Raw genomic sequence first — 21,981 nt, 5'->3', positions numbered from 1 at the left:
AGCTAACCTTAAAAGGTCAGCGCACAACACAGTGCAGCTCAGAACAAACGCAAAACGAATTGCTTGACGGTCATAGAGGCGTTGAACCACCTGATCCCATCCCGAACTCAGAAGTGAAAAGCGCCATCGCCGATGGTAGTGTGGGAGATCCCATGTGAGAGTAGGTCGTCGTCAAGCTTTAAACAAAGAGAAACCCCATCCTGCTATGCAGGGTGGGGTTTTTTTCGTTATGGGAAACCTCCTCACCGTCGCCGAGGGTAGTCCTACGGGGATAAGCATCCCACAAGGGGATAAGCATCCCACAAGGGGATAAGCATCCCACAAGGGGATAAGCATGTGAAAATAGATCATCATCAAGCTTTATATTAAGAAAGCCCTGATAGGTTATCCTGTCAGGGCTTTTTGTTCTTTTGATCAATCAAAATGCGCCTGGCTGAAAATGGCGAATTCACTTTAAGAGGCTAAAAACTTGTTATGGAGTTTCGTTATTTACTCTGGTTAAGGCTGTGTAGTCGATAATTTTATGTCACTCTTTTTGAAGTTTATGTAAAACTATCGTTGACCTTATGGTGTTAAGCAGACTACAATCAAGTTCGTTTAAAAGAGTTGGCAATATTTATGTCCAGAGTTGCGAATAGTACGTTAGTATGTTCGGTCCTGTTAAGTCATAAGTAATACCGAGTTTTTTTAGCACTATAACGTGGATGATTAACATTCACGTATAAATTAACTTAACCTACAGGATAAACAGACATGTCTGACGTAGTAACTGGTACAGTAAAATTTTTCAACGAAACTAAAGGTTTCGGTTTCATCACTCAAGATTCAGGTCCTGACGTTTTCGTTCATTTCTCTGCAATCAACACTTCTGGCTTCAAAACTTTGGCTGAAGGCCAAAAAGTTGAATTCCAAGTAGCTCAAGGCAAAAAAGGCCCAGAAGCTCAAAACGTTACTCCTCTTTAATTAAGAGAGAACGTTGCTGAGGATTTACTCAGCATTGCGAATGCTAAAAAGCGACTTTTATAGTCGCTTTTTTTGTTTTTAAATATTGCTAAATCTATGTCCAAAATCGATTTTATCGGTTAGCTATGTGTTGATTGATGAGTATTTTTATAAAAGGGGGATTCTCATGGGGGCTAAGTCATTGCAAGAACAGCTACTTGGTGTTGGGCTTGTCGATAAAAAGAAAGTGAAAAAACTAAAGGCAGAAGCGCTTCAACATAAGCAGAAAGTAAAAAAAGGTAAGGCTACAGCAGCAGACGACAGCGAACGTCAACAGCAACTGAAGTTACAGCGAGAAGAAAAAATAGAAAAAGACCGTATCTTAAATTTAGAGCGTCAAAACCTTCTAAAGGATAAAGCGATACGGGGGCAAATTCGGCAAATGATAGAACAGAACCGAGTTAAGAAAGAAGACGGGGATATTGCTTATCACTTTACTGATGAGAAGAAAGTTAAAAAACTCTATGTCAGTCAGGCTATGCACAATGATTTAAGTTACGGCCGTTTAGCAATTGCTAAACTGGATTTAGCGTATGAATTCATTCCAGAACCTGTGGCGGTAAAAATAAGCGAACGAGACCCTTCGTATGTGCTTGTATGTAATAACAGGACAGAAAGCATAGAGGACGATCCTTATGCTGATTTTCAAATTCCTGATGATTTGATGTGGTAACACTTTTTTGAACGGAGAGGGTAAAGCTCCCTCTCAGTTTTCCGATCGTAAGGTATGACTTTTTCCATCAATTGTCTTTTTTTATCGTTTATTCCAGTAATAGTTGACTATAAACTTTCATTTGGCGTGCATATTCTTGCTTACTTCAGGTAAAGCATGCACATTTATCCCTTTTGCCTGCCTTTAATTATTTATTAACATATTGATTTATATATATTATTTTTATTCTTAGAGATATTTCGAGTTTTCAATTTATTCTTATTTTCTGGTTTTTTTCAAATAAAAAGCACACATAGCGGATACTTTATGCAAGTATCTCGCATATGATTGTTAAATATTTAAAAATGTTTAGATTAATTGTCTGTTGCTTGCACATATCAAGCGCCTACAAGAAAGCTAAATATTAAAAGGGAAACGAGAATGAAAAAATCGATTATTGCTATTGCGGTATCAAGTGCTGCGCTTGCGTCTGTATCCGTTCATGCTGCTGAAGGCTCTACAGTAGATGTGTACGGTAACATTCAGTACGCATACTCAGACGCTGATGCAGGAAGTGATTTTGAAGATAATGGCTCAACCATTGGTTTAAAAGGTGAAACAAAAATCAATGATGATCTAACAGCTTTCTTCAAGTACGAACTAGAATTTAAAGCAGATCAAAAAGAAGATCGTTTGGATACTAATGGTGGCGATAGTTCAACAGGTGGTTACAATCAATCGCATTTAGATCAAGCTTTTGTTGGTTTAAAAGGTAACTTTGGTAAGGTTCAGGTTGGTTCGTTTGACACTATCTACAACAATGCGATTCAAGATTCCGTTGATCAGTTTGAATATCTAGGAATGACAAGCGCATCAAAAACATCTGAAGGCGATACAATTGCTTACTTCTCACCTTCAATGAATGGTTTTGAAGTGCAAGTTGCTGCTCAGGTCAAAGGTGATACTACTTCTGAAGATAATATCGATGACGAAGTTGACGGTACATCTGTAATGGGCGTTGTTAAATACTCTACAGATCTTGTATCTGTTGCTTTGGGTTATGATTCCCGTGAAAACACATCCACAGATCCTAAAGCGACTACAGGTTTAGCTGTTACTGTAGCGCCTATGGCTAATTTGTCTATTACTGGTAAATACGAAACAACGGAAGATACTCAAGATATCCTTGGTTTAGCCGCTCGTTACGGTTATGGCTATGGCGATCTGTATGGCTCATTTGAAAATATTGATGAAGATGGTGCTGGTAAAGATAAGTTTAACGAATATGCTGCTGGCGTAACTTATAATCTTGCTTCAAACGTTTATGTTTTCGGTGAAGTCGGTAAGTTTGAAAATGCCGATGATAATAAAACAGATACTAAGACATCTGTTGGTGTTTACTACGGTTTCTAAGATCTTCTTATAGTTGATTTTATTTACTCTAAGGCTCCTGCTATTTAATAAGGTGGGAGCCTTATGTTAAGCAAGATCATTCAAGGTTCCATATTTCTTCTCTTGTAGGCAGATTGTTGGAACATTTTGGCACCAGGTGGCAGCATCTGGTGCTTTTTTTATGCCTATCGACGGGTCATGCAAAGCTAATAAGTACTTGATTGTTATTTGATCAACCCGTTAAACTGATTATTTAACATGGGTTGGCGGGCTTTTATGCTTAACATGGATTTTTCTCAAAGAGTATTCGTTGAGACAGATAAAATAGATTGGGTTGCCAGCCCAATGCCTGGAGTATATCGTAAACTTTTAGCAAGAGAAGATGCGGAACGAGGGCATGCAACAAGCATTGTTCGCTATCAAGCTGGCTCTATTTTTCGGCCACATCCGCACCCTTTAGGGGAGGAAATTTTGGTTTTAGACGGCACTTTTTCCGATGAGAAAGGCGACTTTAATGCCGGAAGTTATTTTAGAAACCCTCCTGGAAGTAGTCATGCACCTTTTAGTGTTAAGGGGTGCCTATTATTGGTAAAGCTTCATCAATTCCAAATTTCCGATATAAATCAAGTTTCCATAACTACGCCGGATATTTGGGGATCAAAAAGTACCGAATTATTGCCGTTATACGAACATTTAGATGAACGTGTATGGCTCGTTCGTATTCAAAATAGTGAGCATGTTTTAAATCAGTTAGACTTGGGCTCGTCAGTTGAGGTATTTGTTATTTCAGGGCGGGCAGAATACGCTGATATGTCTTTAAAATCGGGAGATTGGCTGCGAGTCCCCAACTTTTTATTGGATGATTGGAGCGTAGAGTCTGACTGCTTTCTATGGATAAAATCAGGCCACTTCTAAGGCTTTTTTCATTATAGGTTGGGGTTTTTGTGGAATATATTGTACCAGAGCAAAAAAAAGTAGTTCTACCTGTCGTAAATAGCGATAAATTATTTCCAGTTGGCCGTGTATATTGCGTTGGACGTAATTATGCAGAACACTCAAAAGAAATGGGTGATGACCCAGAAAGAGACCCGCCATTTTTTTTCGCTAAAGACGCTTCCTGTGTTGTACCCGTTTGTTTTTCAAGCTGTATCTCTATTCAGTATCCTATGGCATCTAATCAATTTGAATATGAAGTTGAGCTTGTTGTTGCTATCGCTCAAGGCGGTCGAAATTTAACACTAGAGCAAGCCGGTGACTCCATTTTAGGTTATGCCGTCGGTTTGGATATGACTAGACGTGATCTTCAGGCACAAGCAAAGAAAAAGGGACGGCCTTGGGAAGTCGGTAAAGCATTTGATGAGTCTGCTCCAATAAGTCCAATCGTTCTAAAAAACGATGCGCTTATGGACCAGATTGTAAATGCTGAAATAGGATTACAGGTAAATGGTTTAACTAAACAGTTAAGCCATATTTCTAAGCTAACTTGGTCGATCGAAGAAGTGATTTGTAAGCTATCTGATGTATTTGAATTAAGACCTGGAGATTTAATTATGACGGGGACGCCAGAAAATGTTGGTGCTGTCATGGCGGGAGATGAAATGACAGCATGGGTGGAGCACTTAGGAGAAATCCGAGTAAATGTTACTGATTAAACTCGTCGAATTTCGATTGTAATGTCGATGTTAAAGGGTGCTTTATTTCATTAAGTAGGTAAATGGCTACTTCGACCGTGCAGAGGCCAAAGGCTTTTTGGTTTCTGCGCTTATTGTAGACGGATTTTAAACCGCAGATTTCATAGTGACCAAATTTTTTTAGATATGGTGATTTGTTGTACATTTTTTGGGCTTGTTGCCATGTGCCATCAATGATGATGATATTTTGAACAGTAGATAGGCTTTTATCACAAGATGTGATTTCTGCTTCGTTGTTTGAATAAACGAGTAAAGTGTTATTAGGGTCTAAATCTAATATTCTTTGGTCTGGAGCGACTCTTGACCATTCGACTATTTTGCAAGCCATACCTAGAGTGTCTTTTACTATTTTTCCTGTGCCAGTTGATTTTTTGAGCTCTTCAGTATGTGTTAATAACCATATATTCATTTAGTAGAGCCTTATCTTAATTCTAAAAGACTTACGTATTGTACTGATAATATTAATTAATGGAATAAAAGCGTTTTGGTCACCCGTAATAGTTAGAGCGCAAAAGGTTATAATCAAACGCTTAATTTGTTATTTAATGCTTGTATCTGTCATTTGACTGTAATACTTTGTTTAGCAGACAGAGAGCAAATGGATTTGCCTATGCCTCCAGGATGGAGGCTCTGTCGCTTTCTAGGAAGACCCCGTGCTGCAAGGATGCAGCGGAAAAACGCAATTCTATTCTTACTTCTTAGCCCAACTCAGTATTCTCTTTAAATTTAGCTCAAAGCATTCTAACTAAGCCTTAAATGCTTTTGATATTCTAGTATTTACGAGACTTCTGTTAATCAAAAATTTATCCAAATAAGCTCAATGAAGCCAATACCTGAAACTAATGCCTGATCGAATGGCTATTCTGGATACGTCAAATGACGTATAGGGCTAAGTCATTTCGCGCATACCTTTCCGACGGTGATTTTTTAATACTGGCTCTACGGATTTGAGGTTTTCTAAAAACCTCATCTGAAGACTCAAAAATATTATAAATCACAATAGGACGGCTCCAACTATGAAAATCAAAACGCTTACATCTGCGATTGTGCTCTCTGGTGCAACGCTTATTGCGCTTCCTTCGCTGGCAGCAGACACAATCAAGGTCGGTGTGTTGCATTCCTTGTCTGGCACCATGGCGATTTCTGAAACCACGCTAAAAGATACTGTCTTGATGATGGTGGATGAGCAAAACAAAAAGGGTGGTTTGTTAGGTAAGAAGATCGAAGCTGTGGTGGTTGACCCAGCATCAAACTGGCCATTGTTTGCAGAAAAAGGTCGCGAGTTATTAACCAAAGACAAAGTGGATGTGATTTTTGGTAGTTGGACATCGGTTTCTCGTAAATCGGTATTGCCTGTATTGGAAGAGTTGAACGGTTTGATGTTCTACCCAGTTCAGTACGAAGGCGAAGAGTCGTCTAAAAACGTGTTCTATACAGGGGCTGCGCCAAACCAGCAGGCGATTCCTGCGGTGGATTATTTGATGAACGATCTTGGTGTAGAGCGTTTTGTGCTAGCCGGAACGGATTACGTTTATCCACGTACCACCAACAAAATTCTTGAAGCCTACCTCAAAGGCAAAGGCGTTGCTGCAAAAGACATCATGATCAACTACACGCCATTCGGTCATTCTGATTGGCAGTCTATTGTGTCTGACATCAAAAAATTCGGTAGCGAAGGTAAGAAAACCGCGGTGGTTTCTACTATCAATGGTGATGCCAACGTGCCTTTCTACAAAGAATTGGGTAACCAAGGTATTTCCTCTGAAGACATTCCAGTGGTGGCTTTCTCTGTGGGTGAAGAAGAGCTTTCTGGTTTAGATACGAAACCGTTGGTTGGTCACTTGGCGGCTTGGAACTATTTCCAAAGCGTTGAAACGCCTGAGAACGAAGCCTTCATCAAGGCTTGGCATGCATACACAAAAAATCCTGATCGCGTAACGAATGACCCAATGGAAGCGACTTACATCGGTTTCAAAATGTGGGCAAATGCGGTAACGAAAGCGGGCACAACGGATGTAGATGCGGTTGAGCAAGCCATGATCGGCCAAGAAACGCCAAACCTAACGGGCGGTATTGCAGTGATGAACAAAAACCATCACTTGAGCAAGCCTGTACTGATTGGCGAGATCCAAGACGACGGTCAATTTGAAGTGGTTTGGGAAACGGATGGTGTGGTAGCGGGTGATGCTTGGTCTGACTTCTTGCCAGGTTCTAAAGATCTGATTTCAGATTGGACGGCGCCGATCAAGTGCGGTAACTACAACACCCAAACGAAGACGTGCTCTGGTCAGAATTACTAATTTGACCCATTCCCAGGGGTAACCTCGACTCTCTGTCTAGCAGACTAAATAAGCGAGTTCGCCAGAGAGTCACTTTTTCCTCCGAATAATATTCTGTTTTCTTTTTAGCGTTGTGTTTTTGAATGCTATCGCAATAAACCTACGACACTTGGAGTATGACCTTGAGACGTATCACCTTTAGACATTGTATTGCGCTTTGTTGCTGTCTTTTTGGGCTGTTTTCCCTTACTACTCATGCGACTGAATCGGCATCTTTAGATCCTTTGCTCGCCGAGTTAGGCGAGGCTAAGATCAAAGATATGGAGCCTATTCTTGTTCGAATAGAAGCCGTGTCCGATGAAAGCGTTCTGCCGCTATTACGCACTTTATTAAACGGTAATCTGTACTATAACGAGGCCGAAAAAAAGGTCATTGGTCAATTCGAAAGCAACGGCGAAACCTATTATAAAGACGTTTTCACCGACGAGATTAATGCCGGAATAGATAAACGCGATGTGGATAAAATTCGTGTAAATAACAAGTTACGTGGCTATTTGCGCAACGCTATCGCGCGCATTCAACTTACTTCTAAATCCCCAAGCGTACGTGAAAATGCCGTACGCGAATTACTGTCCAAATTAGATGGCAGCACAGTGGCGGTGTTAGAAGGTCTTTACACGAACGAGACCAATAAAAAAGTAAAAGACGCTATGGGATTGGCGTTGGCTATGAATACTGCGTCACAAACGGAATTGGCAGCGTCTAACCGTATCGCTGCGATTGAAAAGCTTTCCTCTAGTTTAGAAAACGATGTTCGAAACCTACTGACTACCTTAACTCGTGATGACAATACGGCGGTGGTGAGTGCTGCGAATATCGCCTTAGAAAAAATCGCACAACGGGCGAATCGTTTTGCTTTTGTCGATCAGTTGTTTTTTGGCCTGAGTCTCGGGTCAGTGCTCTTGCTTGCTTCCATCGGTTTGGCGATTACCTTTGGTGTGATGGGCGTGATTAACATGGCTCACGGCGAAATGATCATGTTGGGTGCTTACACAACCTATGTGGTGCAGCTGATCATGCCGAATTACATCGATTACTCGATTTGGGTAGCGATTCCAGCTGCCTTTTTAGTATCTGGCTTGATGGGCGTATTGATCGAGCGTTTGGTCATTTGCCGCTTGCATGGTCGTCCATTGGAAACCTTGCTCGCCACTTTTGGTATCAGTTTGATCTTGCAGCAATTGGTTCGAACTATTTTCTCTCCTCTAAACCGTCAGGTGTCTACGCCTAGCTGGATGAGCGGTTCTTGGGAAATTAATCCTGTGTTGTCTCTGACACTAAACCGTTTATACATTCTTGCCTTTGCTTTGCTGGTGTTCATCGTCTTGGTGATCGTCTTGAAGAAAACGTCCCTCGGTCTAAACGTGCGTGCGGTATCGCAAAATCGCAATATGGCAAAAGCCATGGGTGTAAAAACCAATTGGGTGGATGCGATGACCTTTGGTTTAGGTTCTGGTATCGCGGGTATTGCTGGTGTGGCCTTGAGTCAGTTGACCAACGTAGGGCCTAACTTGGGCCAATCTTACATTATCGATTCCTTCATGGTGGTGGTGTTCGGTGGTGTGGGTAACTTGTTAGGTACTTTAGTGGCGGCCTTCACTTTGGGTATCGCGACGAAATTTCTTGAGCCAACCACTGGTGCGGTTCTCGCAGCGATTCTGGTGTTGGTGTTCATTATTCTCTTTATTCAAAAACGTCCTAAGGGACTCTTTCCACAAAAAGGGAGGGCGGCAGAATGACACGTCTTACAGCTTGGTTTTCTGAAGGACGCTCGACGGGCAAACACACTCTGCCATTTGTGGTGATTTTATTGAGTGTGACGATTCTTGCTTCGGCAGCGAATCTGTTTTTACCCGCCGACTCGATCTTCTATGTCAGCACTTACACCATCACGCTTTTGGGTAAGTATTTGTGCTACGCCATGCTGGCGTTAGCGGTGGATATTATTTGGGGTTATTGTGGCATTTTGAGTTTAGGACATGGGGCGTTTTTCGCCTTGGGCGGTTACGCGATGGGCATGTATTTAATGCGCCAAATCGGTGATCGCGGGGTGTATGGTAATCCTTTACTGCCTGACTTTATGGTGTTCTTAGACTGGAAAGAATTGCCTTGGTTTTGGCTGGGCATGGATCAGTTCTGGTTCGCTATGCTGATGGCGGTGTTTATTCCGGGATTATTGGCCTTTGTGTTTGGTTGGTTGGCGTTTCGTTCTCGTGTTACAGGCGTTTATCTTTCCATCATGACGCAAGCATTGACCTATGCCTTGTTGTTGGCGTTCTTCCGTAACGAAATGGGCTTTGGCGGCAACAATGGTCTGACCGATTTTAAAGAAATTCTTGGCTTTAATTTGCAAGCCGACAGTACTCGTGTTGCCTTGTTCTTAATCACAGCGATTTTGCTGGCAGTAATCTTTGTGATCAGTCAGAAGATTTTATCTTCTCGCTTTGGCAAAGTGGTGTTGGCGATTCGTGATTCAGAATCTCGTTCACGCTTTATCGGTTATCGCACCGATAGATATAAGGTGTGGTTGTTTGTCTATTCCGCTGTCATTGCGGGTATTGCAGGCGCTTTGTATGTGCCGCAAGTGGGCATTATCAACCCTGGTGAATTTTCTCCGATTAACTCTATCGAGATGGTGATTTGGGTCGCGGTGGGCGGTCGTGGCACCTTGATTGGTGCGGTGATCGGTGCCTTATTGGTGAACTACGCGAAGACCCGTTTTACAGCCATCATGCCAGATGCTTGGTTATTTGCCCTTGGTGCCATGTTTGTTCTGGTTACCTTGTATTTACCAAAAGGTTTGATGGGGTTGTACGGGCAGCTAAAGGCCAAGCGAAATACGGTTATGAATAAGGAGTCGCAAGCATGAGTACATTAGCTTCTAACACATTGGAAAGCACTCGTGAATTTTTTCGCCGAGATCAGGTATGGCCGTTTTTGGCACCCGAGCAGGCCGCCGTAAACGTCGATAACCAGATGATTCTTTACGTGGAAGATTTGAATTTAAGCTTCGACGGTTTTAAAGCATTAAATAATCTGAATTTGTATATCAACGACGGCGAATTACGTTGTTTGATCGGTGCCAATGGCGCGGGCAAAACCACCTTGATGGATGTGATTACCGGTAAGACTCAGTGTGATTCAGGTACGGTTTTCTTTGGGCAAAATCACAACTTATTGAACAAAGACGAAGCGGAAATTGCTCAGCTTGGTATCGGTCGTAAATTCCAAAAGCCAACCGTGTTTGAAGAGCAAACCGTGTTCGATAATTTGGAATTGTCACTTAAAACCGACAAACGTGTCTTGCCGACTTTATTCTCGCGTTTAACGCCGACGCAAATTGATCGCATTGATGAGGTGTTAAAAACCATTGGTTTGGCTAAGCAGCGCTTTATGCTGGCGGGGGCTTTGTCTCACGGACAAAAACAATGGTTAGAAATCGGCATGTTGCTGGTGGCTGAGCCAAGACTCTTGTTGATCGATGAACCTGTAGCGGGCATGACAGCCCAAGAAACCGAACGTACGGCCGAGCTGCTAACGTCTTTAGCGGGTGAGCGTACGGTGATTGTAGTCGAGCACGATATGGAGTTTGTGCGCAGTATTGCTCGTACGGTAACCGTTTTGCACCAAGGCTCTGTGTTGGCCGAAGGCACAATGGATCAGATTCAAAGTAATAAAGACGTAATTGAAGTATATCTTGGTGAAGAAGCGGCGGCAGGAGAACAGGCATGATTTCAATTAACAAAGTTGATCAACTTTACGGCGGCACGCAGATTCTTTGGGGCTTGGATTTAGACATAGTTCCCGGCTCTATAACTTGCATCATGGGACGCAACGGCGTGGGCAAAACCACCTTACTAAAAGCCATCATGGGGTTGTTGCCGATCACAAAAGGCGAGATCACCATGGAAGGCGAAATACTGAATAAACAAAGTGCCGAAAAACGCGCTTATTCGGGAATCGGTTATGTGCCTCAGGGGCGAGATATTTTTCCCATGCTCACGGTAGAAGAAAACCTGCGTATTGGTTTGCCTGTGCGTGGTAAGCGTACGAAAGACTCTCCAAAAGAAATTCCAGAGAAAATCTTTGAGCTTTTTCCGGTATTGAAAGACATGTTACATCGTCGTGGTGGTGATTTATCAGGTGGCCAGCAACAGCAGCTGGCGATTGGCCGTGCTTTGGTATTGGAGCCAAAAGTCTTGATTCTGGATGAACCTAACGAAGGTATTCAGCCGAACATTGTGAAGCAAATCGGCGATGTGATTTTAAAGCTGAACGAAGAAGAAGGATTAACCGTTATCTTGGTGGAACAAAAGCTTGGCTTCGCTCGTCGCGTCGGGAAAGAATTTCGTCTGATGGAAAAGGGACGCATTGTGGCGGCGGATAAAATGGAAAATCTCAACGACACCCTGATAAAACAATACTTGGCGGTCTGATTTTTGCATTGTTGAGCGATTAGGCGATACGCAAAAAACGCTATAGGGCATCAATGAATAATAAACATAATCTTGCTTTGGCAGAACAATACGACCAAAAGCCGCTGCCAGAAACAAACATGCCAGTGACGGGGGGAGCTTCACACTGGCATGCGTTTCTGACCTTAGGCTTTGGTAAAACCACTCGCGGTACCGTGTTGAAAACCTGTGATCACAAAGGGCCTTTGTACGTGCAGAAGCCTTTTTATCCTGAAGGTCGAGACACGGCGCACGTGTATTTATTGCATCCACCGGGCGGTTTGGTATCGGGTGATCGTCTCACTATTACGGCAAACTTAGCCGAAAACACACACGTTTTAATCACTACACCGGGTGCCGGGCGTGTTTATCGTGCTCGTAAAGATAAAACCCTACAACATCAAATTACCCAGTTGAACGTCGCTGAGAACAGCTTAATGGAATGGTTGCCACAGGAAACCATTCTGTATCCCAATGCCCATACACGCCTTGAAAACTGCATTGATTTGGCTGATAACGCTAAGTTTATCGGCTGGGAAATCACTTGCTTTGGCTTGCCAGCCAACAAAGAAGATTTTGGTGAAGGCCACGCAGAGCAAGGCTTTCAGATTCGCCAGAATGGTCGCATTAAAGTTCGTGAACGTTTGGTCATAGACGATAGCAGCCGTGCTGTTTTTACGGCCAAAGCGGGATTAGATGGTAAGCCAATCAATGGTTTGATGATTGCGGGGCCGTTTGATTCAGTCAATCACGACGAACTGATCGATTCCCTACGCCAGCACTGTACCCAACATGGGTCATTAAGTGGCGTAAGCATGGTAGGCGAATACATCTTAGTTCGTAGTCTTCATGACGATTCAGAACAAGTGAAACAGTTATTTATCCAGTGCTGGCGCGATATTCGTCCCGCATTAATGAACAAAGAATCTAATGAACCGAGAATTTGGTCGACCTAAAAAGGTGCGAGTGCTCTTTTTTGGTTCAACAAAAACAAACATAAAGTTAAGTAACGGAGCATAAAAATGGAACTCCTTCCCAGAGAAAAAGACAAGCTGCTTGTATTTACTGCCGCCTTGCTTGCCGAACGTCGTTTAAATCGCGGCCTTAAATTGAATTACCCCGAAGCCATGGCGTACATCACCATGGAAATTATCGAGGGCGCCCGCGATGGTAAAACCGTGGCGGAGTTAATGGCCTACGGCAAAACCTTATTAGGCGCAGAACAAGTGATGGACGGCGTAGTGGAGTTGATCCACGAAGTACAAGTTGAAGCCACATTCCCAGATGGGACTAAACTTGTCACTGTTCATAATCCTATAAATTAGGGAAGGAGAACCTCCATGATTCCAGGTGAAATACAGGTAGCCGCAGGCGTTATTGAACTCAATGTAGGGCGCAAGACGGTGAAAGTTCGTGTTGAAAATACCGGTGATCGTCCTGTGCAAATTGGCTCCCATTACCATTTTTATGAAGTAAATCCCGCTTTGTCCTTTGATCGTGCTGTGACGAAAGGCTTTCGTCTGAACATTGCTTCTGGCACCGCGGTGCGCTTTGAACCCGGCCAAGGCCGCGAAGTCGAGTTGGTTGAATACGCTGGCACGAAAACCATTTATGGTTTCCGTGGTGAAGTCATGGGCACATTGGGAGGAGCAGAATAATGGCGACGATGGATAGACACAGTTACGCTCAAATGTTCGGTCCAACCACTGGCGACCGCGTGCGTTTAGGCGATACCGATATCTGGATTCAGGTGGAAAAAGATTTCACCGTGTATGGTGACGAAGTGAAATTTGGCGGCGGCAAGGTCATCCGCGACGGCATGGGACAAAGCCAAGTGACCAATGATGTTGCCGTGGATTTGGTGATTACCAACGCCTTGGTACTGGATCATTGGGGCATTGTGAAAGCGGACGTTGGTATCAAAGAAGGCCGCATTTTTAAAGTCGGTAAAGCCGGCAACCCAGACGTGCAAGATAACGTCGATATTGTGGTTGGGCCGGGCACGGAAGTGATTGCTGGTGAAGGTTCTATTTTGACCGCGGGTGGCATCGATGCGCACATTCACTTTATTTGCCCGCAACAAATTGAAGAAGCTTTGACCTCTGGCGTCACCACCATGATTGGCGGCGGTACTGGCCCAGCGACGGGAACCAAAGCAACGACTTGTACGCCTGGGCCTTGGTATCTTGGCAAGATGTTACAAGCCACCGACAGCATGCCGATGAATTTGGGCTTTTTGGGCAAAGGTAACGCCAGTCTGCCAGAAGCCCTAGAAGAGCAGCTAGAAGCGGGCGCTTGTGGTCTGAAATTGCACGAAGATTGGGGAACCACGCCAGCGTCGATTGATTGTTGTTTGAGTGTCGCGGAAAAATACGACGTACAAGTGGCGATTCACACCGACACCTTGAATGAATCGGGCTTTGTCGATAGCACCATTGATGCTTTTAAAGATCGTGTCATTCACACTTATCACACCGAAGGCGCAGGTGGCGGTCACGCTCCTGATATTATTCAAGCTTGTTCTAACCCAAATGTTTTACCTTCTTCAACCAATCCCACTCGTCCTTATACTCGCAACACAGTCGATGAGCATTTAGACATGCTGATGGTGTGTCACCATTTGGACAGCAATATTCCAGAAGACGTGGCGTTTGCCGATTCACGTATTCGCAAAGAAACCATTGCCGCGGAAGACATTCTTCACGACCGTGGTGCGTTCAGTATGATTTCGTCTGATTCCCAAGCTATGGGTCGAGTAGGTGAAGTCGTGACTCGTACATGGCAAACGGCTCACAAGATGAAGCAGCAGTTTGGCTTATTGCCAGAAGATCAAGAATTGGGCGCAGATAATTTCCGCGCTCGTCGCTACATTGCCAAATACACCATTAACCCAGCGATTGCCCATGGTATTAGCCACGAAGTGGGCTCGATTGAGCCAGGGAAAATGGCGGATTTAGTTTTATGGAAACCCGCTTTTTTTGCGGTGAAGCCTTCGATGATCATCAAAGGCGGCATGATTGCCAGCGCGCCAATGGGCGACCCAAATGCGTCTATTCCGACGCCACAGCCGGTGCATTATCGCCCTATGTTTGGTTCATTTGGTAAAGCGGCAGCAGCAACGTCTGTGACCTTTGTTTCTCAGGCCGCGCTGAATAATGGCTTGAAAGAATCACTCGGTTTGGACCGTACTTTGGTGGCCTGTAAAAACACACGCAATATTTCCAAGCTCGACATGATTCACAATGATTGGCTGCCGAACATTACCGTTGATCCGCAAACCTATGAAGTACGCGCGGATGGGGAATTATTAACCTGCGAGCCAGCTGAAGTCTTGCCCTTGGCTCAGCTGTATACTCTCTTTTAGGAAGTTAGCATGCTAGATATTTATGAAAGATTAGGCACTCATTGTCACGATCCAGTCCACACCACAGTGACGTTAACCCATGAACAGCGTGATCGTGGGCGTTTGAAACTAATAGGTGACAATAACGAAGAAGTTCGAGTTTTCCTTGAGCGCGGTAAACCGCTTCTAGTAGGAGAATTTTTAAAGTCCGAATGCGGCAAGATAGTTCAAGTGACAGGCGCAGTAGAAGACGTCGCCCATGCGAGCTGTGAAGATTGGGAAGCTTTTTCCAAAGCCTGTTACCACTTGGGCAACCGTCACACCAAAATCCAAATTGGCGAACGCTGGTTGCGTATCAAACCTGACCACGTTTTAGAAGACATGCTGCACATGCTTGGCTTGATCGTTACCCATGAAGAGGGCGTGTTTGTCCCAGAATCTGGAGCTTATAGTCATGGGCACAGTCACCACTAGCACAGTCACCAGCAACATTGTCACCACTGACATTCGCTTATTGCGGCTTTTGCAATTAAGCAGCGTGGGTTTGCCTGTGGGCGGCTTTGCTTTTTCTCAAGGCATGGAATATGCGATTGACCAAGGTTGGGTGAAAAACAAAACCGAAGTATCTGACTGGATTGGCTTGCAGTTGCAGCAATCGCTAGCGCGTGTGGATTTACCTGTGCTGCGGTTATGTATTGACGCCGCTAAGCGGCAAGACACAGAAAGATTATTTGAACTGAATGATTTAGTACTGGCCTGCCGAGAAACCAAAGAGCTGCGACTGAATGATACTGCGATGGGTGAAGCCTTGTTTCGTCTAATGGGCAGCCTGCAAATAGACACTCCGTTTAAGCGTTTAGACGAGATGAGTTTTGTCACCTTGTTTGCCATTGCCGCGAGCCATTGGAGTTTGAAACCTGATCTTGCATCGTTGGGTTTTGCTTGGTCTTGGTTAGAAAATCAAATCGCCGCCGCGACCAAATTGGTTCCCCTTGGGCAAACTCAAGCACAAGAGTTGTTAGGTGAATTACAGACAGACATTCGACAGGCCATTGCCATGTCGTTAACCATTGAAGAAGACCGCATTGGCGCTGGGTTACCTGCCATCGCCATTGCCAGTGCTCAGCATGAAACACAATATTCGCGGCTGTTTCGGTCTTAGACTAAGTGGTCAATTTAGCCTTAATGAGGGAGTGGGTTTTGTAGGTCGTGCTTTAGCGCGTCGAGGGTTTTGGTTTGGTGTTATCAGATTTTTGACGGCATAAATGCCGACCTACAAGTGATTGGTCTAACCATAAGATTTCTAATGTATTTTTAAAAGGAACCCAATATGAAAAAACAAACTTTACGAATTGGTGTAGGTGGTCCAGTAGGATCAGGTAAAACGGCTTTATTGCGTTCTTTGTGTAGTGCTATGCGTGACTATTACAACATTGCCGTGGTCACCAATGATATTTACACCCAAGAAGATGCGAAGTTCTTAACCCAACATGAAGCTTTGGACGCAGATCGTATTATTGGTGTTGAAACCGGTGGTTGTCCTCACACTGCGATTCGTGAAGACGCGTCGATGAACTTAGCGGCAATTGATCAGTTATTAGAACGCCACGGCGCATTGGATGTGGTATTCGTGGAAAGTGGTGGTGATAACTTAAGTGCGACGTTCAGCCCAGAGTTATCCGACTTTACCATTTATGTTATTGACGTTTCTGCTGGTGACAAAATTCCTCGTAAAGGCGGTCCTGGTATTACGAAATCGGATTTGTTGATTATTAATAAAACCGACTTGGCTCCTTTGGTTGGTGCGTCTTTGGACGTTATGGCGCACGACGCCAAGGTTCAGCGTGGCGATCGTCCGTTTATTTTTTCGAATCTTAAAAAAGCCCAAGGTTTGGATGAGATTATTCAGATTATTGTGTCGGAAGGGATGTTGGAAGCAAAAGAAATACCTGCAGCGAAAGCCGTCGTTTAAACAGCATCTGTGCTCATAACGTTGTTGGGAAGTATTAAATTTTGGTTGATCAAGTATTAGGAGAAAAATCATGAAGGCATTGAAAACAAAAGGCTTGTTTGCTGCGGCTTTGTTAGTAGCGACAGGTTCTGTATTTGCTCATCCGGGGCACGAACACGCGTCTAGTTTTATGACGGGCTTTTCTCACCCTATGGGTGGTTTGGATCATCTTTTGGCCATGGTGGCGATTGGTCTTTGGGCGGCGAGTATTGGTGGTCGCGCTTTGTGGGCAATCCCCGTCGCGTTTGTTATGACGATGATCCTTGGTGGTGGTTTGGCTGTAGCTGGTATGTCAGTACCATTTGTTGAACAAGGTATTTTACTGTCTGTGGTTGTTCTTGGTGCTTTGGTGTTGTTTGCTAAACGTTTGCCAATCTTAGTTTGTGTAGCGATTGCAGGGGCTTTTGCGCTTTTTCATGGTGCGGCACATGGAATGGAAATGCCGTTAACGGCGAATGGTTTGCAATATGCGCTAGGTTTTGCGGTAGCAACAGCAGGCTTGCATGTTGTTGGATTGGGGTTAGGACAAATGATGACGACAATCGGCACGTCTTCTTTTGCAACACGGATTAGCGGTTTTGTTATTTCGTTAACGGGTTTGGTGCTTGCTTTTGCCTAACTCACTTTTGTCTTGTAAGCCAGGGAGCGGCACTCTAATACCTAAGTCTGAGATGTTATGACCGCGGCACAAAAGATCTTTAAAGTGCGACGCCACTATAACAAGTGGGTTGCTGACCAAACGATGGAAGATTACGCGTTACGCTATACTTCCAAGCAAGGTCATACCATGAGCATCGAGCGTGTCGGTCATACGGCGCTCGGTGCTACCGCGTTTTTAGCTTTAGAGGGATTGGCCGCGGTTATTACACTGGCGTATGGGTTTACCAATGCCGTAGCGGCCATTCTCACGGTATTGGCGGTGTTTTTCATTACTGGCTTTCCCATTGCTTATTATTCTGCCAAGCATGGCTTGGACATAGATTTACTGACCCGAGGTGCCGGTTTCGGCTATCTCGGGTCGACTATCACTTCACTGATTTACGCGTCGTTCACCTTTATTTTCTTTGCCATAGAAGCGGCTATTTTGGCCTCGGCGATGGAAGTTCTCTTGGGGATTCCGTTGGCCTTGGGTTATGCGCTCTCGGCGATTTTTGTTATTCCCATTGTGACACACGGTATTCGCGCTATTAGTCGTTTTCAAAATGGCACCCAATGGATTTGGTTGGTGTTGCAAGTAGCGGCAATCGGCGTGGTGGTTACGCAGGAATACCAAAACTTCGAAGGCTGGACGCAATATGCGCCAGTGGATTTACCGCAAAGCACGCATTTCGATTGGATATTGTTTGGTTCGGCGGCGTCTGTGTTATTTGCCTTGATGGCGCAGATTGGCGAGCAGGTCGACTATTTGCGCTTTTTTCCGATCAAGAACAAACAAAACCGCCGACGCTGGTGGTTTTGGCTTATTTTAGCTGGCCCTGGCTGGGTATTTATTGGCGCGATCAAAATGCTGTTGGGCTCGTTTTTGGCCTACTTAGCTATTTCAGATGGCGCTTCCGCGATACAAGCCACTGACCCAACCTATTTGTATCAGCGCATCTTTTTCTTTTTAACTACCTCGCCGACCACTGCATTGATTCTAGCGGCGGTGTTTGTATTTATCTGTCAGATGAAAATCAATTTAACCAATGCGTATGCGGGTTCCATTGCTTGGTCTAATTTCTTCTCGCGTTTAACTCATTCTCATCCAGGCCGCGTCGTCTGGTTGGTATTCAACGTTACGATTGCGTTATTACTGATGGAGTTGGGCATTTATCAAGCTTTGGGTGCGATTTTAGGCGTGTTTGCCATCGCGGCGGTGAGCTGGCTGGGCAGTTTGTCAGCGGATTTATTGATTAACAAACCTTTGGGATTAAGTCCCAATTATGTCGAGTTTAAACGCGCGCATTTATACGACATTAATCCTGTAGGAACAGGCTCGATGTTGATCGCGACCACGTTAGGGTTAGTGAGCTATTTAGGTGTCTTTGGTGAAGTGGCGAAAAGCTTGTGTCACTTTATTTCGTTGGGTTCTTGTTTCGTGTTTGTGCCGCTGATCGCTTGGATCACCAAGGGCAAATATTACCTTGCGCGCCAAAGCCCAGAACTGATTCCGATGATAGAGCTAGCAAGACAGCGCAACCCTAAGTATGTCACTTTGACCTGCGGGATTTGTGAGAATGCATTCGAAACGGAAGACATGAGTTTTTGCTCGGCCTACATGCAGCCGATTTGTTCTTTGTGTTGTTCCTTGGATGTGCGTTGTTTAGACAGTTGTAAGCCACAGGCGAGTATTGGTCAGCAGAGTGATTATTTCTTAAAGCTATTTTTGCCCAAAAGTTTGGTGAAAGCGCTGAGTTCTCGTTTTGGTCGTTTTGCGTCTTTGTTGCTGGTGATCAACATCATTAACGCAGCCTTGATGATGTTGATTTATCGGCAGATGGCACCGAGTTCGCTGAATGAAGCTGTCTTGCTGAAAGAAACCATGTTGGCGCTGTTTTTTACCTTATTAATCGTATCTGGCGTGTTGTCCTGGTTGTTTGTGTTGGCGCACGAAAGCCGAGTAGTGGCGCAGAAAGAGTCGAATCGTCAAACGCGCAAACTGATACGTGAGATTGATGCTCACCAAGAAACCGATCGCGCCTTACAACATGCCAAAGAGCAAGCTGAGCGGGCAAATGAGGCGAAAAGTCGTTATCTAACCGGTATTAGCCACGAATTGCGCACGCCACTGCAATCTATTATTGGCTATGCGCAACTCTTGTCGGAAAAAGCCAATACGCCATCAGGACATCAGAATGGCTTGGATATTATCCATCGCAGTGGTTTGTATTTGGCGGATTTGATCGAAGGTTTGTTGGATATTTCGAAGATTGAAGCAGGACGTTTTGATCTGTATCGCAACACGGTAGATTTGCCCAAGTTAATCGACCAGCTTAACAGTATGTTTGCTATGCAAGCGCGTGATAAAGGCATTCAATTACAGTCGAAAATTCTGGCCCCTTTGCCTCAGCATGTGGTGACAGATGAAAAACGCTTGCGACAAATTTTGATTAATTTGCTATCTAATGCGGTGAAATACACGCCGAAAGGTTCGGTTTTCTTTGAAGTGAATTATCGTAACCAAGTCGCCGAGTTTGTGATTCGAGACACGGGTGTTGGCATTAAAGAAGGCCATTTAAAGCGAATTTTTGATCCCTTTGAACGCGTTCGTGACATCAGCACAGGCAATTTACCCGGTACAGGCTTGGGGCTGACCATAGTGAAGTTGCTCACGGAGATTATGGGCGGTGATTTGCAGGCTCATTCTGTAGTCGGTGAAGGCAGTGAGTTTCGTGTCAGTCTGCTGTTGCCTTGGGTGAGTCAAGGAGATAGCGCCACTTATGAATACAAGCGTATTGTGAGTTATCAAGGTTATCAACGCACTTTAATGGTGGTGGACGATGATCCTGTGGTGCGTGGTTTGTTGTCGGATATTCTTGTGCCACTTGGCTTTCATGTTTTGGAAGCTTCCGATGCCGAAAACTGTTTGGATGAGCTGGAGTCCTGTTCGCCAGATATGTTTGTATTAGATGTGTCTATGCCGGGAATGGATGGTTTGAGCTTGGCGAAGTTACTTCGTGATCGTGCTTATAGTGTGCCGATAATCATGTTGTCTGCTGACGCCAAAGAAAACCAACGCAAGCCAGATGAGCAAGCCGCTTTTAATCAATATTTAGTCAAACCGGTGAACAACAGTGCCTTGTTGGATGCCATCAAACATTGGCTCGTATTGGAATGGGTCTATCAAGAAAGCGACGTCGATGTTACTGCGCCTAGGCTTGTAGAAAAGTTCGCTGACAGCAAGGAAGAGCACGAGCAAAATCGGCTAGAAGAGCAACAAATTGCCGCCATTCCAGACCATGAAAGTGTGCGTGAATTGATGGCGTTTGCGGAGATGGGTTACAAAAAAGGCGTACGCGGTGTGCTCGATCAGTTGGCAAAAAGTGAGGTAATTACCGTGAGCCATTTACAGCAATTGGAAAGTTTCTATCAAAGTTTTCAGTTCGACGCGATTGCCCAATACATACAAACACACTCACGTTTAATCTCTGATGTTAGCGAGAAATCCAACTATGAACCCGAGTAATAAAAGTGACATTGTTTTAGTGGTCGACGATTCGCCTGATGCCTTGAGCCTGATTCATGACACCTTGGAAGCGGCGAATATGGAAGTACTTGTTGCTCTTGAAGGTAAGCAAGCGCTCACTATTGCACGACGGATTCGACCTGACATTATTTTGCTCGATGCCATCATGCCGCACATGGATGGTTTTGACACTTGTCGTGCGCTAAAAGCGGATCAGAGCTTGGCGTCGATACCGGTTATTTTTATGACGGGCTTGAGCGATACGGACGACATTGTGCGTGGTTTGGAAGCGGGTGGGGTGGATTATCTCACCAAGCCGATTCAGCCCAATGAACTGATTGCTCGCATGCGCGTACATTTGTCGAATGCGCGTCTGAGCAACAACGCGCAATCGGCGCTCGACAGCATGGGGCAGTATTTAATGACCACGACCTACGCAGGGGACATTGCGTGGGCGACGCCACAAACCTACGCCTTGCTTGCTAAGGCGCGAGCAAGCAGTGAATGGCAACGAACGGAACTGGCCTTGCAAATACGCCTTTGGTTGGCTCATCAACCCGTGGTGGGCAATTTGTTGAAACTCAGTGGATTGGATTATCCCTTGGCACTGAAAATGATGGGCGTCACGGAACAGAAAGAAGTGTTACTAAAATTAGAAGACGGCGACAAGCCCACCGGGCCGGCCTTACTGAAAAAAGAATTGGATTTAACCGATCGCGAGTCCGAAGTCTTGCACTGGATCGCTAACGGTAAAACCAATCGAGAAATCGCTGAAATCCTCGAAATGAGTCCACGCACAGTCAACAAACACCTAGAGCAAATCTTTCCTAAGCTCGGTGTGGAAAATCGCACCTCTGCTGCTGGAGTGGCACTGCGGATTTTGTAAGCAGAGCAATGGCTGTTGTCTAAGCTTAACTTTAGATAAGCATTTA

At 44.6% G+C, this 21,981-nt stretch carries 21 protein-coding genes and 1 rRNA gene; 21 read left to right on the top strand and 1 reads right to left on the bottom strand.

Annotation, left to right across the window (positions count from 1 at the left end; genetic code table 11):
* The first annotated feature begins 62 nt into the window (after nucleotides 1–62).
* From rrf to AABA11_RS13255, 6 genes are all read left to right on the top strand, one after another.
* Nucleotides 63–177 (top strand): 5S ribosomal RNA (gene rrf / locus AABA11_RS13280).
* A 576-nt stretch (nucleotides 178–753) separates the two neighbouring features.
* Nucleotides 754–963 (top strand): cold-shock protein, encoded by a 210-nt coding sequence (locus tag AABA11_RS13275; protein ID WP_024024079.1) that lies wholly within the window; start codon nucleotides 754–756, stop codon nucleotides 961–963.
* Nucleotides 964–1,090: 127 nt separating this feature from the next.
* Complete coding sequence (locus tag AABA11_RS13270) at nucleotides 1,091–1,675, top strand: DUF2058 domain-containing protein (RefSeq protein ID WP_338268670.1); 585 nt, start codon at nucleotides 1,091–1,093, stop codon at nucleotides 1,673–1,675.
* 420 nt (nucleotides 1,676–2,095) lie between these two features.
* A complete protein-coding gene (locus AABA11_RS13265; RefSeq protein ID WP_338268668.1) occupies nucleotides 2,096–3,067 on the top strand; it encodes a porin in 972 nt (323 codons plus the stop codon).
* Nucleotides 3,068–3,322: 255 nt separating this feature from the next.
* The gene (locus AABA11_RS13260; protein ID WP_338268666.1) at nucleotides 3,323–3,961 is read left to right on the top strand and encodes a cupin domain-containing protein; all 639 of its coding nucleotides are present in this window, start codon (nucleotides 3,323–3,325) and stop codon (nucleotides 3,959–3,961) included.
* A gap of 29 nt (nucleotides 3,962–3,990) precedes the next feature.
* Nucleotides 3,991–4,698 carry a fumarylacetoacetate hydrolase family protein gene (locus AABA11_RS13255; RefSeq protein ID WP_338268665.1) on the top strand — a complete coding sequence of 236 codons (708 nt, stop codon included), beginning with the start codon at nucleotides 3,991–3,993 and terminating at the stop codon, nucleotides 4,696–4,698.
* Here the strand turns inward: AABA11_RS13255 and AABA11_RS13250 are convergent.
* Nucleotides 4,688–5,146: a tRNA-uridine aminocarboxypropyltransferase gene (locus AABA11_RS13250; protein WP_338268663.1), complete on the bottom strand. Its 459-nt coding sequence runs from the start codon at nucleotides 5,144–5,146 to the stop codon at nucleotides 4,688–4,690. The genes AABA11_RS13255 and AABA11_RS13250 overlap by 11 nt on opposite strands.
* Nucleotides 5,147–5,753: 607 nt before the next feature.
* Here AABA11_RS13250 and urtA point away from each other — a divergent pair.
* The 15 genes from urtA (at nucleotide 5,754) to AABA11_RS13175 (ending at nucleotide 21,935) form a co-directional block, all read left to right on the top strand.
* Entirely contained in the window at nucleotides 5,754–7,037 is a 1,284-nt protein-coding gene (urtA, locus tag AABA11_RS13245; protein WP_338268661.1) for an urea ABC transporter substrate-binding protein, read from the top strand.
* A 155-nt stretch (nucleotides 7,038–7,192) separates the two neighbouring features.
* Nucleotides 7,193–8,815 carry an urea ABC transporter permease subunit UrtB gene (gene urtB, locus AABA11_RS13240; RefSeq protein WP_338268659.1) on the top strand — a complete coding sequence of 541 codons (1,623 nt, stop codon included), beginning with the start codon at nucleotides 7,193–7,195 and terminating at the stop codon, nucleotides 8,813–8,815.
* The gene (urtC, locus tag AABA11_RS13235; RefSeq protein ID WP_338268656.1) at nucleotides 8,812–9,945 is read left to right on the top strand and encodes an urea ABC transporter permease subunit UrtC; all 1,134 of its coding nucleotides are present in this window, start codon (nucleotides 8,812–8,814) and stop codon (nucleotides 9,943–9,945) included. The genes urtB and urtC overlap by 4 nt, the downstream gene beginning before the upstream one ends.
* A complete protein-coding gene (urtD, locus tag AABA11_RS13230) occupies nucleotides 9,942–10,808 on the top strand; it encodes an urea ABC transporter ATP-binding protein UrtD (RefSeq protein ID WP_338268654.1) in 867 nt (288 codons plus the stop codon). Before urtC ends, urtD begins: the two co-directional genes overlap by 4 nt.
* Nucleotides 10,805–11,512 (top strand): urea ABC transporter ATP-binding subunit UrtE, encoded by a 708-nt coding sequence (gene urtE, locus AABA11_RS13225; RefSeq protein WP_012068670.1) that lies wholly within the window; start codon nucleotides 10,805–10,807, stop codon nucleotides 11,510–11,512. The genes urtD and urtE overlap by 4 nt, the downstream gene beginning before the upstream one ends.
* A gap of 53 nt (nucleotides 11,513–11,565) precedes the next feature.
* Complete coding sequence (locus tag AABA11_RS13220) at nucleotides 11,566–12,486, top strand: urease accessory protein UreD (RefSeq protein WP_338268651.1); 921 nt, start codon at nucleotides 11,566–11,568, stop codon at nucleotides 12,484–12,486.
* Nucleotides 12,487–12,552: 66 nt separating this feature from the next.
* Entirely contained in the window at nucleotides 12,553–12,855 is a 303-nt protein-coding gene (locus AABA11_RS13215) for an urease subunit gamma (RefSeq protein ID WP_338268649.1), read from the top strand.
* A 15-nt stretch (nucleotides 12,856–12,870) separates the two neighbouring features.
* Nucleotides 12,871–13,188, top strand: coding sequence for an urease subunit beta (locus AABA11_RS13210; protein ID WP_338268647.1), 318 nt, complete (start codon nucleotides 12,871–12,873; stop codon nucleotides 13,186–13,188).
* Nucleotides 13,188–14,894: an urease subunit alpha gene (gene ureC / locus AABA11_RS13205; protein WP_338268645.1), complete on the top strand. Its 1,707-nt coding sequence runs from the start codon at nucleotides 13,188–13,190 to the stop codon at nucleotides 14,892–14,894. The genes AABA11_RS13210 and ureC overlap by 1 nt, the downstream gene beginning before the upstream one ends.
* A 9-nt stretch (nucleotides 14,895–14,903) precedes the next feature.
* Nucleotides 14,904–15,347 carry an urease accessory protein UreE gene (locus AABA11_RS13200; protein WP_338268642.1) on the top strand — a complete coding sequence of 148 codons (444 nt, stop codon included), beginning with the start codon at nucleotides 14,904–14,906 and terminating at the stop codon, nucleotides 15,345–15,347.
* Entirely contained in the window at nucleotides 15,328–16,035 is a 708-nt protein-coding gene (locus tag AABA11_RS13195) for an urease accessory protein UreF (RefSeq protein ID WP_338268641.1), read from the top strand. The genes AABA11_RS13200 and AABA11_RS13195 overlap by 20 nt, the downstream gene beginning before the upstream one ends.
* A gap of 168 nt (nucleotides 16,036–16,203) precedes the next feature.
* Nucleotides 16,204–16,845, top strand: coding sequence for an urease accessory protein UreG (gene ureG / locus AABA11_RS13190; RefSeq protein WP_338268639.1), 642 nt, complete (start codon nucleotides 16,204–16,206; stop codon nucleotides 16,843–16,845).
* A 70-nt stretch (nucleotides 16,846–16,915) separates the two neighbouring features.
* Nucleotides 16,916–17,503, top strand: a complete 588-nt coding sequence (locus tag AABA11_RS13185) for a HupE/UreJ family protein (RefSeq protein WP_338268637.1) — start codon at nucleotides 16,916–16,918, stop codon at nucleotides 17,501–17,503.
* Between the two features lie 57 nt (nucleotides 17,504–17,560).
* On the top strand, nucleotides 17,561–21,049 hold the full coding sequence (locus tag AABA11_RS13180; protein ID WP_338268635.1) for a hybrid sensor histidine kinase/response regulator: 3,489 nt from the start codon (nucleotides 17,561–17,563) through the stop codon (nucleotides 21,047–21,049).
* Complete coding sequence (locus AABA11_RS13175; protein WP_338268633.1) at nucleotides 21,036–21,935, top strand: response regulator transcription factor; 900 nt, start codon at nucleotides 21,036–21,038, stop codon at nucleotides 21,933–21,935. Before AABA11_RS13180 ends, AABA11_RS13175 begins: the two co-directional genes overlap by 14 nt.
* Nucleotides 21,936–21,981 lie beyond the last annotated feature (46 nt).

The sequence above is a fragment of the Marinomonas pontica genome, from assembly GCF_036322735.1.
GTDB classification, from domain to species: Bacteria; Pseudomonadota; Gammaproteobacteria; order Pseudomonadales; family Marinomonadaceae; genus Marinomonas; species Marinomonas pontica.
This window is presented reverse-complemented; position numbering and strand designations above follow the sequence as displayed.

Coding starts and splice junctions, on each gene's coding strand:
- AABA11_RS13210 (WP_338268647.1), top strand. CDS start 12,871: ATGATTCCAGGTGAAATACAGGTAGCCGCAGGCGTTATTGAACTCAAT.
- AABA11_RS13200 (WP_338268642.1), top strand. CDS start 14,904: ATGCTAGATATTTATGAAAGATTAGGCACTCATTGTCACGATCCAGTC.
- AABA11_RS13215 (WP_338268649.1), top strand. CDS start 12,553: ATGGAACTCCTTCCCAGAGAAAAAGACAAGCTGCTTGTATTTACTGCC.
- urtE (WP_012068670.1), top strand. CDS start 10,805: ATGATTTCAATTAACAAAGTTGATCAACTTTACGGCGGCACGCAGATT.
- AABA11_RS13175 (WP_338268633.1), top strand. CDS start 21,036: ATGAACCCGAGTAATAAAAGTGACATTGTTTTAGTGGTCGACGATTCG.
- urtA (WP_338268661.1), top strand. CDS start 5,754: ATGAAAATCAAAACGCTTACATCTGCGATTGTGCTCTCTGGTGCAACG.
- AABA11_RS13275 (WP_024024079.1), top strand. CDS start 754: ATGTCTGACGTAGTAACTGGTACAGTAAAATTTTTCAACGAAACTAAA.
- AABA11_RS13180 (WP_338268635.1), top strand. CDS start 17,561: ATGACCGCGGCACAAAAGATCTTTAAAGTGCGACGCCACTATAACAAG.
- AABA11_RS13220 (WP_338268651.1), top strand. CDS start 11,566: ATGAATAATAAACATAATCTTGCTTTGGCAGAACAATACGACCAAAAG.
- AABA11_RS13185 (WP_338268637.1), top strand. CDS start 16,916: ATGAAGGCATTGAAAACAAAAGGCTTGTTTGCTGCGGCTTTGTTAGTA.
- urtD (WP_338268654.1), top strand. CDS start 9,942: ATGAGTACATTAGCTTCTAACACATTGGAAAGCACTCGTGAATTTTTT.
- AABA11_RS13265 (WP_338268668.1), top strand. CDS start 2,096: ATGAAAAAATCGATTATTGCTATTGCGGTATCAAGTGCTGCGCTTGCG.
- urtB (WP_338268659.1), top strand. CDS start 7,193: ATGACCTTGAGACGTATCACCTTTAGACATTGTATTGCGCTTTGTTGC.
- ureG (WP_338268639.1), top strand. CDS start 16,204: ATGAAAAAACAAACTTTACGAATTGGTGTAGGTGGTCCAGTAGGATCA.
- AABA11_RS13250 (WP_338268663.1), bottom strand. CDS start 5,146: ATGAATATATGGTTATTAACACATACTGAAGAGCTCAAAAAATCAACT.
- ureC (WP_338268645.1), top strand. CDS start 13,188: ATGGCGACGATGGATAGACACAGTTACGCTCAAATGTTCGGTCCAACC.
- urtC (WP_338268656.1), top strand. CDS start 8,812: ATGACACGTCTTACAGCTTGGTTTTCTGAAGGACGCTCGACGGGCAAA.
- AABA11_RS13195 (WP_338268641.1), top strand. CDS start 15,328: ATGGGCACAGTCACCACTAGCACAGTCACCAGCAACATTGTCACCACT.
- AABA11_RS13260 (WP_338268666.1), top strand. CDS start 3,323: ATGCTTAACATGGATTTTTCTCAAAGAGTATTCGTTGAGACAGATAAA.